Source organism: Halorubrum orientale (genome assembly GCF_059623105.1).
In genome coordinates, this window is the sequence record NZ_JBSPSR010000001.1 from 191,270 (window position 1) to 203,657 (window position 12,388).

Genomic DNA, 12,388 nt, shown 5'->3' on the forward strand with positions numbered 1-12,388 from the left:
AGGACCCGCGGGCACACGCCGAACGACCCGGTCGGTTCGACACAAGTCACAAACCCGTGGCGACCGTTCACACGGCATGGACCGCACCGCGGTACGGCGCGCCTGGGACGAGGTGGCAGAGACGTACGCCGAGCGCCGTGACCCGTCCGGCTCTGACGCGGCGTTGCTTGATGACCTCCAGGCCGACCTGCCGGCGGACCCGGTCGTCCTCGACGTCGGGTGTGGCGACGGTGCCCGAACGCTCGCGAACCTCCCCGCGGGCAGCGTCGGCCTCGATATCTCCAGACGGGGGCTCGAACTCGCACGCGAGACCGTCCAAGATGCCCGGCTCGTCCACGGTGAGCTGTCCACGCTCCCGTTTGCGGCCGAGCGGTTCGACGCGGTGACGGCGTACCACGCGGTGTTCCACGTCGCGCGCGAACGACATCCGGCGGCCTATCGGGAGTTCGCTCGGGTGCTCCGCCCCGGCGGCCGGCTGTTGATGACGCTGCCGGCCGGCCGGTTCGAGACGGTGCGCCGCGGGTGGATGGGCGGCCGGATGTTCTTTTCGGCACCGGGGCGCACCCAGACGCTCGACCAGCTCCGGTCGGCCGGCTTCGTCGACCTCGAGACGACGACCGCGACCGACCCACTCGGCAGCAGCACCGAGTTCGTGACCGCGGCGACCGAGGAGAGTATCGATGCCGACTGACGTCGACGGCCCCGACGACGCGGCTCCCGACGAGACACCGATCGAAGACGTCCCACACGACGTTCGGGCGGCGCTCACACAGCTGCTCGCGGAGGCCCGGTCGGCGGCGCGGGCCGACGACATCGAGACCACGACGGCACTCCTCGAGACCGCCGAGACGGTGGCGACGAACAAGCTGCCGCCGGGCGACCGGCGCGACCGGATCCGCCGCGGCTGTGTCTCCGCCGCCGACGTGCTTCCCGATACCACACTCGCAGCCGCGTACGCCGAGGCGGCGCGGTCGTACGTCGCCGCGGAGTGACTTCGTTGGTCCAAATCGCTTTGTCGATTCGAACCGTCTACAGAGTTCGAGGCAGAGTGCCTCGGGGCTTGACCCCGAGGCAGTTCACCGCCCATGCGCGTGGCCTCGTTGCTCCCGTCCGCGACCGAACTCCTGGTCGCGCTCGGCGTCGAACCGGTCGGCGTCTCACACAGCTGTGATCACCCGCCGGTCGTCGACGCCCTCCCAACGCTGACGAGCACTGTCGTCGACCACGCCGATAGCTCGGCGGCCGACATCGACGCCCAGATGCGGTCGGTCGAGGGCGCAGTGTACGACCTCGACGTCGACCGGCTCGGAGCGCTCGACCCGGACTGTCTCGTCACCCAGGCGACGTGTGACGTGTGTGCTGTCGACGCGAGTGCGGTCGAGGCGGCGGCCGCGTCGCTCACTCCCACGCCCGAGGTGGTGACGCTCGATCCGCACTCCTTCGAGGAGGTCCTCGAAGACGTCACGCGGCTGGGCGCGGCGGTGAACGCACGCGAGGCCGCCGCGTCGCTCTCGGCGTCGCTTTCGGCCCGCGTCGACCGGGTTCGCGAGCGCGCGGCTGCGGCGGTCGACGCGACTGGCCGTCCGCGAACCGCAGTGCTCGACTGGACCGACCCGCCGATCCGGGGCGGCCACTGGGTCTCGGACATGATCGCGCTCGCCGGCGGCGACCCGTCGTTCCAGCCGGCGGGCGCCTCGGAGCCGGTCGCGTGGGCCGCTCTCCGCGCATATGACCCTGCGGTTCTCGTCGTGGCACCCTGTGGCTTCGAGGTAGACCGGGCCACCGAGGCGGTCGCGACGCTCCGGGACCGCCCCGGCTGGTCCGAGCTCACGGCCGTCGAGACCGGTCGGGTGTACGCGGTCGACGGCAACGCCCTCGTGAACCGGCCGAGCCACCGGCTCGTCGAGTCGCTCGAGACGGTGTTCGCGTGTCTGCACCCCGAGCACGCCGCGGGGCTGTTCGAGGATGCGGCCGAGGAGGCTCCTCGAATGCGGCGGGTGTCGGTCGCGTCGGTGTGAGGCGTCACGTCTCCGCCCGCGCTGCGAGCGTGGAGAGCGTGTCGGCTGTTCGGAGGTCATCGACTGTACAGTACCACGCGCCGCGAACCCCGTTGCCGTCGTTCTCGACTGGGGCATCCAACGGCACGAGCGACTCGAACTCGAAGACGATGACCACGCGCTCCTCGGAGAACGGGTCGATGAGGTCCTCCCAGTCGGACTCGTCCAACCGACCGGGCCCGCCGCGGGTCTGTTCGGTTCGCTCGACGATCTGCGCGTAGTGGGTGATCGCCGACACCGGCGCGGTGCGATAAAAGGCCATGTAGGCGACGTCGGCCCGCGTCCGGTCGTACGAACGCGGCGCCGGATAGAAGCCGCCGCGACACCGCTCGAAGGTGTCCGGACGCGTCGCGACCACACAGACCCGGGCGTCGTCGGGGGCGTCGTCCGCCGGCGTGTCGGCGGCGAACCGGTCGAGATCCATGCGCTATCGTGCGCACCGAACGCGGATATATCCCCGTTCGACCCGTACCAATCCCGATGGCACGGAACGCGGCGTCGACGCGGAATCGGACGGCTGGTGGGTCGACGGCCGAGGAGACGACTGCGGACGGGTCGACCGCGGATCCGGCGCTCGTCGTCGACGGCGTCTCGAAGCAGTACGGCACCGGCGAGGGGTCGGTCCTCGCGGTTGACGGGGTGAGCCTGACGGTCGAACGCGGCGCAGTCGTGGGGCTACTCGGTCCGAATGGAGCCGGGAAGACGACGCTCATCAAATCCATCCTCGGGACGGTGCTCCCCGACGCCGGCACGATCCGGTTGTTCGGCACCGACGCCCGGGCGGATCCACGGGCGGCGTACGCCGACGTCGACGCCATGCTGGAGGGCGCACGCAACGACTACTGGCGGCTTACTGTCCGCGAGAACCTCCGGTACTTCGCGACGATCGGCGGTGTCGACCCCGACTCGGTCGCAGCCCGCCACGACCGCCTGCTCGACCGACTCGGGCTCGCTGACGAGGCAGACACGCCGGTCCGGGACCTTTCGCGTGGGATGAAACAGAAGGTGTCGCTAGCGAGCGTGCTCGCCGGCGGCGCGTCGCTCGTGTTTCTTGACGAGCCAACCCTCGGGCTCGACGTCGAGAGCGCCCGCGTCCTCCGACGCGAGATCCGCCGACTCGCGCGCGAGGAGGGGCTCACCGTGCTTTTAAGTACCCACGACATGCCCACCGTCGAGGCCGTCTGTGACCGTGTCGTCCTGCTTGCCGACGGCCGTATCGTCGCCGACGACGCGCCGGACGCACTGTTGTCGGCTGCCGGTCGTGGCGTGACTCGGATCGCGAGTCCCGATCTCGACCGGTCGGTCGTCGCCACTCTTCGTGACCGGTTCGCCGTCGAGGTCGTCGAACGATCCAGTGCGTCGGCCTCGGAGGGCCGATCTGTCGTCGAGGTCGACGCGAGTGGTGACGACCTCTACGCGCTGCTGGACGTGCTGCGAGAACACGGGGTAACACCGTCCGAGGTTCGGACCGTCACACCCGACCTCGAGGACGTGTTCCTCGACATCACCGACGGAGGGCGGTCACGATGACCGACGACCGCGTGTCGACCCGAACGGACGCGGACGCGGACCCGCGCCCGGCGACTCGCTGGCACCTCCTACGGGCGGTCCTCGTCCGTGAGTTCCTCATCACTGTCCGGTACCCCGCGAACGCGGTCGGCGGGGTCATCGTCGCCGTGTTCTTTTTCGGAGTGCTGTTCTACGGTGGAATGCTGCTCGCCGGCCAGGCGCTTGCCAACTCGCTGTCGGGGATCGTCGTCGGCTACTTCCTCTGGACGCTGTCTGTCGGCGCGTACTCGTCGATCTCGAACGACGTCGGCAGCGAGGTGCAGTGGGGGACGCTCGAACGACACGTCACCACCCCGTTCGGGTTCGCACCGGTCGCGCTGATCAAAGGCGTCGCGAAAGTCGTCCGGACGTTTCTTACCTCGGCAGTCGTCCTCGCCGTGATGCTGCTTCTCACCGGTACGCGGCTCGCACTCGACCCGCTCACGGTTGTCGTTGTCGCGGGGCTCGCGGTCACCTCGGTGCTTGGGCTTGGCTTCGCCGCCGGCGGGCTCACCGTGTTGTACAAGCGGGTCGGCAGTTGGTTGAACCTGCTGCAGTTCGGGTTCGTCGTCCTCGTGTCGGCACCGGTGTTCGATGCCCCCTGGCTCAGAGTGCTCCCGCTGGCACACGGTAGCGCGCTGTTACAGCGGGCGATGGTCGACGGCGTCCGACTGTGGCAGTTCGGCCTCGGCGACCTCACGCTTCTCGTTGCCGTTGCTGGCGTCTATCTCGCCGGCGGGTACGCCGTGTTCCACTACGCGACGCGGCGCGCCCGACGGCTCGGCGTGCTGGGCGACTACTGAGCGGCGAGGACTCCTCACCGCGTCTCGTCCGGCTCCGCGGCGAGCGCGGCATCGCGAAGTTTCCGACATTGGTCGCCCTCGACGGTAAGGTCGGGTACCGATGTCGGCGAGCCCGCCTCGTCGACGGCAACGAAGACAAAATACGAGTCGGTCGTCTGCTCGCGGGTACCGGTCCGCGGCTCCTCGCGGTACGCGCGCAACCGCACCCGGACGCTCGTCCGGCCAGCGGCGTACGCGTACGACTCGATCACGCAGGTGTCCCCCTGTGGAATCGGGCGGACGAAATCAAGCTCGCTTATTTTCGCGGTGACACACGTCTCGCCGGCGTGGCGCATCGCCGACATCGCACCCACTTCGTCCATCCACTTGACGACCGTGCCGCCGTGTGCGGCCTCGTAGTTGTTCGTGTGGGTCGGCTGTACCCGCTGGCGGTTCTCGATGTACGTGTCGCTGACGTTCGACATATAGGTGTGTGGGGCGACCCACACAAAGCCCCGTCGCCGGGGCTCACCGCTTGCCGAGCGCCTCCTCGAACACCCGCTGTGCGCGGTCGTACCCCCCGTTGCGGTCGACGATCGGGTGGGCGTACTCGGGGGCGAGCTCCTCGCGTTCGCGGCGAGAAAGCGTTGGCCAGTCGATCACCTTGTCGGCCGGGACGTTGCGCAACTCTGGGACGTACTCGCTGATATAGCGTGCACCGTCGTCGTACTTCGACGCCTGACTCACAGGATCGAAGATCCGCACGTCGACCGAATCGGTCCCCGTCGAGGCGGTCCACTGCCACCCGCCGTGATTCGAGGCGTAGTCGTGGTCGATCAGCTGTTTAGTGAAGTAGCGCGCTCCCCGCCGCCAGTCGACGAGGAGGTGTTTCGTGAGGAAGCTCGCGACGACCTGCCGCGGCCGGTTGTGGATGTATCCTTCTGCATTCAGTTGTCGCATCCCGGCGTCGACGAGCGGGTAGCCGGTCTCACCGCGCGTCCACGCCTCGAAGTCGGCGTCGTCGTCCCGCCACGCGATCTCGTTGGGGAACGACGTGTAGTTCGAGACGGCGAGGTCCGGGTTGTAGTACAACAGGTGGTACATTTGCTCGCGCCAGGACAACTCATAGCGGTACTTATCGACGTTTCGGCGCTCACCGCCGGTGACGGCGTCGTACACGTCGCTCGCGCCCGCCCACACCTCACGGATGCCGATCGCGCCCGTCGCCAGATACGGCGACATGCGCGAGACACCCTGCGCTGGAGCCTCGACCGCCCGCGGGAGGTCGTCTCTGGTGTCGTTGTACGAGAGGATGCCGGCGTCAAGGAAGTCGTCGTATCGATCGCGTGCGCCCCGGTACCCCGCCGGCGGGAGGTCCACGTCGACGTCCGGCTCGGGAACGGTCTTGCCGTCGGCGACGTCGGCGAGGACGTCGGAGTCCGGCTCGGCGTACGGGCCTCGCTTTGGCACCGCCTCCCAGTCGCCGTGGAACTGACTGTGGTTCGGGTACGACGACTCGAGACGACCCGGGTCGACCAACACGAGATCGGTCCGTCCGTCGAGGTCGACGCCGTCGGCAGCGAGCGCCTCCTCGACGCGGCGCTGGCGGTTGCGTCTCGCCGCCCGATAGTGGTCGTTACAGTAGACCGTCTCGGCGTCGAACGTCTCCGCGAGCGCGGGGAGCACCTCGTCGGGCTCGCCGGCGCGAACGATCAGGTCGCTCCCGATGTCGCGGTAGCGGTCCTCTACGGCGGCGACGTGCCGGAGGAAGAACCCGCGCTGCCGGGCGCCCACCGTGGCGAGCAGGTCGGCGTCGTACACGAAGACGGGAACGACCGGGTCAGACGGGGTCGCGTCGCGTGCGGCGGCTGCGAGGCCGGCGTTGTCTCGGGTTCGTGGGTCTCGTCGGTGCCAGAAGATCGGCATACAATCGATTGGGGGCCGAGCCGATAATGTCCTTCGACCTGGCACAGACACGTCGCTCGCGTCGCTCGTCGGTCGAAAGATACGCAGGACTCGCGTCGAGACGAAACCGGACGCGTCAGTCGTCGGCGGGCGCGCGAGGCTCAGCGGGTGGCTCCTCGCCGGCCGGCTCCTCGTCCGGCCGATCGGCCGCCGGCTCGACAGACTCGTTGGTCGCGTCCGGTCGGTCGTCCGTGGCGTCTGCCCGGTGACGCTCCGCGAGTTCCTCCCACGAGAGCGCCTCGCCCATGTGATGACACATGACAGCTATATACACGGACTTCGGACACATAACCGTTGGGCTGTTCTCCCGTGGCGGCCTCGCTGAAGCTGAAAGAGCCAAGTACCCCGCTCCCGAACAATCGATAATGATGGCACTCCTCGATTTCGTGGTGCGACTCGTCACCGACGTCGGACGCTTTCTCGACGTCTTCGTGAACGACCTGATTCTCGGGGCCGGTGACCCGCTGTCTGCAGTCCTCATTGTCACTGGCCAGGCGCTGTTACTCACCGCAGTCGGCGTCTTCGGCTACGCCGCAGTCGGCAGTCTCCTCAACGAAGTTGGGATAACGCTCCCAGCGCTTGGCGGCCGCGGTCGAGGCGAGTAGCCGCTCAGAATACACCGTCGACCGCCTCGGCGGCGAGGTCGACGCTCGCTTCGAGATCTGGACCGAGCGGGGCGCCGATGACGAGCCCGTCAATGTGCTCGGCGAGTGCCACGGCCCGCTCGCGGACCTTCTCTGGTGTGCTGGCCATACAGAACGCGTCGATCATCTTGGGAGTGACGCGCTCGAACGCGGCGGAGAACTCGCCGGCAGTAATCGCCTCGCCGATCGCCGTGGCCTCGTCGCGGTCGATGCCGTGCCGCTTGAGGACCGGTTGGGCCGCGCCGCCGGTGATGAACGCCACAGGCGGCCGTGCGGCCTCTCTGGCGGCTGCTGGATCCTCGTCCACGCTGACCGCGGCGTACGCCACGAGCGCGAAGTCGCCACGGTGGCTCGGTCGGTCCGCGAGGCCGTCTTCGACCTGCTCGCGGGCCCACGCGAGGTCCATCGGGTGTGAGCCGTTGTAGAGCAGGCCGTCGGCGTGTTTCGCGGCCATCCGGCACATGTGTGGCCCCTCGCCGCCGACGTGGACCGGAATGTCGGCGCCTTGGGGCGGATCGTAGTTGAGCCCGGCGCCCGTGGCCTCGAACGTGCCGTCGGCGTCGACGCGCTCGCCGGCCCACAGCCGCTTCGCAGTTTTGAACGCCTCGAGTACGGACCGGAGTCCGCGCTCGTCGGCTAATCCGAGGTTCGAGAGCGTCGACGGGTCGCCGGGGCCGAGCCCGAAGACGGCGCGTCCCTCGGAGAGCTCGTCGAGGGTCGCGACCTTCGAGGCGAGCGTGACGGGGTGCGTCTCGTACGGGTTGGCGACGCCCGGGCCGAGCCGAACCGACTCGGTCGCGGTCGCGAGCTGTGAGAGGACGGCCCAAGGGTCGCGGTTGTTGTAGTGACACGTTGAGTAGACGACGTCGTAGCCGGCGGCTTCGGCGCGGACGCCGAGGTTGACGATGCGGTGCGGGTCGTGTTCGGGAGTGAGTTCGATTCCAAGCATGGGTGTGGTGGCGGACGGCTGGTCGGTCGTCGCTACGGGTCGTAGCTCCACTCGCGGAGCGCCTGCCGAACGAAGTCGCCGGCGACCGCACGAAAGTGGGCGTCAGAGCCGTCGTGGTCGCCGAACGACCAGTCGCGGACGACGACGACGGGGGTGCCGCCGTCGCCTTCGCCGGCGACGAGGTTGGCGGCGGCGGCAAGCTCGTCGACAACGTTCTGGACAGTGACACCGAGTTCGCGTCCGTCGCGGTCGGCCTCGCCGCGCCAGTCCCGGCTCGCCGGCAGCCCGTCCCACCCGATGGCGACCCCGCGCTGACCGTGTCGAAACGGTCGCCCGGAGGTGTCGGTGACGACGACGCGATCAGCGGTGATTCCGGCGCGAATTCGCGCTGCACTCTCTGCGGGGCGTTTCGGGAGCAACAACAGATCGTGATCGGGAACGTTCGAGCGGTCGATGCCGGCGTTGACGCCGACGTGGCCGAAGTGCGTCGCGGTGAGGAGAAACGGTGCCTCCATGATCAGCTCCGTGGACTCCTCTAAGACGGCCTGTGCGAAGCGTGGGTCCTTCTCTTCGCCCGTACAGTCAGAGAGCCGCTCGGCAACCTCGACCGCGCGCGGACTCGGCGGAAACGCGTCGAGGTCGAACGCTCGACCCTCCGCCTTCGAGACGACCGTGCTGGCGACACAGACGACGTCGTCCGTCCGGAGGTCGACCGCGTCGTCGATCAGCGCGGCGAGGTCGTCTCCCTCCCAAATCTCGGGGAGGTCCGGGACGGCGAACAGCTCCATACTGCCCACTGAACGGCGACGATGAAAAACCTCGCCGGTACCGGGGTGGTTTGACGCTACCGCAGTGGACGCGCTGCTGGGCCATCGCGGGCCACCCTCCTCGTTCGATCGCATCGGCTCGACGACGGTGGCTCCGTGTTGTTTAAGCGCCGTCCACTGCTCCGAGTCGACGTGGAACTCCACGTCCGGTACGAGGGCGACGACGACCCTGACAAGTGTACGGCCCGCAAGCTCTCGCGATTCGACCTCGCGACGCTCCACCGCCGCGACCGCGAGACGCCCGCTGGGGTCGTGTTGAATCCCCACGCCGAGCGCGCACTCTCGCCGGCTGACACCGAGCGCGCCACGGACCGCACACTAGTTGCGCTCGACTGTTCGTGGGAGTCGGCCGGCGAGAAGCGATTCTCGCTGTCGGGCGCTCACCGCGCGCTACCCTATCTCGTCGCTGCAAACCCCGTGAACTTCGGCCGCCCGATGCGACTCACGACCGTCGAGGCGCTCGCGGCCGCCCTCTCGATCCTCGGCGAACCGGACCACGCGGCGCGGATCCTCGCGAAGTTCACCTGGGGAGAGACATTTCTCGAACTCAACGCGGAGCCGCTCCGTCGGTACGCCGACTGCGCCGACTCGACCGAGGTCGTAGCCGTCCAGCAGGCGTACCTCGACCGCGGGTGATCAACATGCTGAACACAATATACTAACTGACACCGAGTTCTTGTGAGCACGTTGCAAAATTCTCGGTGAAAATAGCAGCCGAGTTAATATATACCCAGGAGCTACGTCAGGGTATGAGCGACCGCGAGGGGACGGGGGAGACCGCCGAGATTCGGCTGACGGTCCCCGACATGGACTGTCCGACGTGTGCTGGGAAGGTCGAGACGGCCCTCGACCGCGAGGGGGTGGTGGCCGTCGACACCCGCGCGACCGCCGGCGTGGTCGACGTGACTCACGACCCCGACGTGTGTCCGCCGGACGCGCTGGTCGCGGCCGTCGAGCGGGCCGGCTACGACGTTGCTGACACGGACGCGTCGACCGTCGCGGACGGACTCTTCTCGAGCCGGCGGGCGATCGCGACCGCGACGGGAGGTGTCTTTCTCTTCGTCGGGCTCGCACTCGAGTGGGCGGTGCCAGGACTCGACCCAGCGTTTGTGACACTCGGTGAGGGCGTCGGCGCCTTCGGTCCGTGGGAGGTGACCGGGGCGACTGTGGCATACCTCGCCGCAATCGGTGTCGCCGCGCCGCCGATACTGCGAAACGGCGCCTACTCACTCCGGAACCTGCACCTCGATATCGACCTGTTGATGTCGATCGGGATCGTCGCCGCGTTGATCGTCGATCTGCCGTTCGAGGCGGCGACGCTTGCGGTGTTGTTCTCTGTCGCCGAGCTGTTAGAGCGCTTTTCTATCGACCGGGCGCGACGATCGCTAGGGGAGCTGCTTGCGCTTTCACCGGATGAGGCGGTCGTGCTTCGTGACGGTGAGGAGACAACGGTCCCGGTTGAGGCGGTCGCGGTCGGCGAGCGGCTCGCCATCCGTCCCGGTGACCGAGTCCCACTCGATGGAGTCGTCCGCGAGGGCACGGGCGCGGTAGACGAATCGCCGATCACCGGCGAGTCGGTGCCAGCTGAGGTCGCACCCGGCGACGAGGTGTACGCCGGCTCGATCAATGAGGCCGGCTACCTCGAGGTCGAGACGACCGCACCCGCCGAGGACTCGACGATTGCGCGGGTGATCGACCTCGTCGAGTCTGCCACCGCCGAGCAGACCCGAGCCGAGCGGTTCGTCGACCGCTTTGCCCGCGTGTACACCCCGATCGTCGTCGCCGCCGCGGTCACAACGGTTCTCGTCGGCACCGTCGCACTCGGCGGCTCCGTCGAGACGTGGACCGTTCGCGGACTCACGCTGCTCGTGATCGCGTGTCCCTGTGCGTTCGTGATCTCTACGCCCGTCAGCGTCGTCTCGGGCGTGACGGCGGCGGCGCGCAACGGGGTGTTGATCAAAGGCGGCGAGCACCTCGAGGCGGCCGGCGACGTCGACACCGTCGCGCTCGATAAGACGGGCACGCTGACCGCCGGCGACCTCTCCGTCACCGACGTGATCCCGCTCGATGCCCCGGACGCGGACGCGGTGCTCGTCCGGGCGACCGCCCTCGAGCAACGGAGCGAACACCCGGTCGCCGCGGCGATCGTCGACCGCGGCCGCGAGTGCGACCTCGATGACGGGGCCGCCGCAGACACGGCCGTCTCCAGCTTCGAAGCGCTCGCAGGCGAGGGCATCCGGGCTGACCTCGACGACGAGACGCACTACGTCGGCAAGCCCTCACTGTTCGAGTCGCTCGGCTTCGACCTCGGGCACGCACACGTCCGAACCGACGGTGGGCTCGCGGCAGCCACGACGGCCGCTCCCGACGCGACGACAGCGGGGTCGCCGGTTCCCGCAGCGACCGAGTGCGAGCACGGTCGCTACGTCGACTTGGCCGGTGAGATAATCCCAGACCTCCAGGCGGACGGTAAAACAGTCGTCGTCGTCGGGACGGCCGATCGCTTGCTCGGCGTCGTCGCGGTCGCGGATACGGTCCGGCCGGAGTCGTCGTGGGTCGTCGACCGCCTCCACGCGCTCGGGGTCGAGCGCGTCGTAATGCTCACCGGCGACAACGAGCGGACCGCCCGCGCAATCGGCGCCACCGTCGGCGTTGACGAGGTTCGCGCGTCGCTCCTTCCTGAAGAGAAGGTTGCGGCCGTCACAGAGCTCGCCTCAACGACCAACGGGGGTGTCGCGATGGTCGGCGACGGGATTAACGACGCCCCGGCGCTCGCGGCCGCCGACGTGGGGATCGCAATGGGGGCTGCCGGAACCGACACCGCGATCGAGACCGCAGACGTGGCGCTCATGGGAGCGGACCTTCGCCGACTCCCGTACACGTTCGACCTCGCCGGGCGTGCAGGCCGAACGATCCGAACAAACATTGCTGCCTCGCTCGCGGTGAAGGCGCTTCTTGCCGTCGGGGCACCGCTCGGCTACGTGACGGTCGCGATGGCGGTCGTCGTCGGCGATATGGGGATGAGTCTGGGCGTGACGAGCAACGCGCTCCGGCTCGGAAGCGTCGAGCCGGCGGAGCCGCCGGCGCCACATGAGTCCGAGTCGCCGTCTCCCGACGCCGTCAACAGGAGCTGAGCCGCCGCCCCGTCGACGCTGGCTGCAACCGCGACGGTGCCCCGCTCTGGCCGAGGCCGTGATCGTTCCCACCGGGCGAGTCAAGTGTCTACGGGCGGTATTATCGGTATGGAACGAGCGCAGCTTGAGGCGGCCCTCGCCGAGTCGTTTGGCGGTACGCAGGCGGAGCGACGGGCGGTGGCGCGAGCCGCACGCGACCTCGCCGACTCCGGAAAGCCCGCCGAGGACCGGGGCCACGCGCTCAGCGTCTCCGACGCGCGCCGCCACCTCGCAGACGCCCCAGACGGCTCTTCTGTTGTCGATAGGTGGAACTGGTGGATGGGGGCACTCGAGGCCGCCTACGGTGGCTACGATTACTTCACCGTACGGTTCGTCGAGGAAAATGAGACGGCCGACCGCTACCGGTGAGTGGACCGGCCGTTCGTGTGCCGGTCGCGTACTAGTGTACCGGTCGCTTGATACGCCCCGATAGATCGAGAGCG

The 12,388-nt window shown here is 68.6% G+C and carries 15 protein-coding genes; 9 read left to right on the forward strand and 6 right to left on the reverse strand.

The features are described 5' to 3' along the window. The first annotated feature begins 76 nt into the window (after nt 1-76). The 3 genes from ACWUI7_RS00945 to ACWUI7_RS00955 all read left to right on the forward strand — a co-directional run bounded on the left by ACWUI7_RS00945 (nt 77) and on the right by ACWUI7_RS00955 (nt 2,018). The gene (locus ACWUI7_RS00945; RefSeq protein ID WP_496640281.1) at nt 77-691 is read left to right on the forward strand and encodes a class I SAM-dependent methyltransferase; all 615 of its coding nucleotides are present in this window, start codon (nt 77-79) and stop codon (nt 689-691) included. After that, a complete protein-coding gene (locus ACWUI7_RS00950) occupies nt 681-992 on the forward strand; it encodes a DUF8101 family protein (RefSeq protein ID WP_496640282.1) in 312 nt (103 codons plus the stop codon). The genes ACWUI7_RS00945 and ACWUI7_RS00950 overlap by 11 nt, the downstream gene beginning before the upstream one ends. 93 nt (nt 993-1,085) lie before the next feature. Further along, nucleotides 1,086-2,018, forward strand: a complete 933-nt coding sequence (locus ACWUI7_RS00955) for an ABC transporter substrate-binding protein (RefSeq protein WP_496640283.1) — start codon at nt 1,086-1,088, stop codon at nt 2,016-2,018. Between the two features lie 4 nt (nt 2,019-2,022). Here ACWUI7_RS00955 and ACWUI7_RS00960 read toward each other — a convergent pair whose 3' ends face one another. Continuing rightward, a complete protein-coding gene (locus ACWUI7_RS00960) occupies nt 2,023-2,481 on the reverse strand; it encodes a DUF8743 domain-containing protein (RefSeq protein WP_496640284.1) in 459 nt (152 codons plus the stop codon). A gap of 56 nt (nt 2,482-2,537) precedes the next feature. On the opposite strand from ACWUI7_RS00960, the gene ACWUI7_RS00965 reads away from it, so the two are divergent. Together ACWUI7_RS00965 and ACWUI7_RS00970 are read left to right on the forward strand one after the other, a co-directional pair. After that, on the forward strand, nt 2,538-3,587 hold the full coding sequence (locus ACWUI7_RS00965; RefSeq protein WP_496640285.1) for an ABC transporter ATP-binding protein: 1,050 nt from the start codon (nt 2,538-2,540) through the stop codon (nt 3,585-3,587). After that, entirely contained in the window at nt 3,584-4,408 is an 825-nt protein-coding gene (locus tag ACWUI7_RS00970; protein ID WP_496640286.1) for an ABC transporter permease, read from the forward strand. Before ACWUI7_RS00965 ends, ACWUI7_RS00970 begins: the two co-directional genes overlap by 4 nt. A 14-nt stretch (nt 4,409-4,422) precedes the next feature. Here ACWUI7_RS00970 and ACWUI7_RS00975 read toward each other — a convergent pair whose 3' ends face one another. From ACWUI7_RS00975 to ACWUI7_RS00985, 3 genes are all read right to left on the reverse strand, one after another. After that, the gene (locus ACWUI7_RS00975) at nt 4,423-4,872 is read right to left on the reverse strand and encodes an acyl-CoA thioesterase (RefSeq protein ID WP_496640287.1); all 450 of its coding nucleotides are present in this window, start codon (nt 4,870-4,872) and stop codon (nt 4,423-4,425) included. Nucleotides 4,873-4,915: 43 nt separating this feature from the next. Then, nucleotides 4,916-6,313, reverse strand: a complete 1,398-nt coding sequence (locus tag ACWUI7_RS00980) for a cryptochrome/photolyase family protein (protein WP_496640288.1) — start codon at nt 6,311-6,313, stop codon at nt 4,916-4,918. 115 nt (nt 6,314-6,428) lie between these two features. Continuing rightward, nucleotides 6,429-6,611 (reverse strand): hypothetical protein, encoded by a 183-nt coding sequence (locus ACWUI7_RS00985; protein WP_496640289.1) that lies wholly within the window; start codon nt 6,609-6,611, stop codon nt 6,429-6,431. 106 nt (nt 6,612-6,717) lie between these two features. Between ACWUI7_RS00985 and ACWUI7_RS00990 the strand changes: the two genes are divergently transcribed. Continuing rightward, nucleotides 6,718-6,957: a DUF8024 family protein gene (locus tag ACWUI7_RS00990; RefSeq protein WP_496640290.1), complete on the forward strand. Its 240-nt coding sequence runs from the start codon at nt 6,718-6,720 to the stop codon at nt 6,955-6,957. Nucleotides 6,958-6,961: 4 nt separating this feature from the next. Here the strand turns inward: ACWUI7_RS00990 and ACWUI7_RS00995 are convergent, their stop codons facing one another. Both ACWUI7_RS00995 and ACWUI7_RS01000 read right to left on the reverse strand, forming a co-directional pair. Next, nucleotides 6,962-7,945, reverse strand: coding sequence for a 5,10-methylenetetrahydromethanopterin reductase (locus ACWUI7_RS00995; protein WP_496640580.1), 984 nt, complete (start codon nt 7,943-7,945; stop codon nt 6,962-6,964). A 32-nt stretch (nt 7,946-7,977) separates the two neighbouring features. Next, on the reverse strand, nt 7,978-8,733 hold the full coding sequence (locus ACWUI7_RS01000; protein WP_496640291.1) for a coenzyme F420-0:L-glutamate ligase: 756 nt from the start codon (nt 8,731-8,733) through the stop codon (nt 7,978-7,980). Between the two features lie 171 nt (nt 8,734-8,904). Here ACWUI7_RS01000 and ACWUI7_RS01005 point away from each other — a divergent pair, with 171 nt between their 5' ends. The 3 genes from ACWUI7_RS01005 (at nt 8,905) to ACWUI7_RS01015 (ending at nt 12,314) form a co-directional block, all read left to right on the forward strand. Beyond that, nucleotides 8,905-9,408, forward strand: coding sequence for a DUF367 family protein (locus ACWUI7_RS01005; protein WP_496640292.1), 504 nt, complete (start codon nt 8,905-8,907; stop codon nt 9,406-9,408). Nucleotides 9,409-9,521: 113 nt separating this feature from the next. Continuing rightward, nucleotides 9,522-11,906, forward strand: a complete 2,385-nt coding sequence (locus ACWUI7_RS01010; protein ID WP_496640293.1) for a heavy metal translocating P-type ATPase — start codon at nt 9,522-9,524, stop codon at nt 11,904-11,906. 108 nt (nt 11,907-12,014) lie between these two features. After that, complete coding sequence (locus ACWUI7_RS01015; RefSeq protein WP_496640294.1) at nt 12,015-12,314, forward strand: WNWW family protein; 300 nt, start codon at nt 12,015-12,017, stop codon at nt 12,312-12,314. The last annotated feature ends 74 nt before the right edge of the window (nt 12,315-12,388 follow it).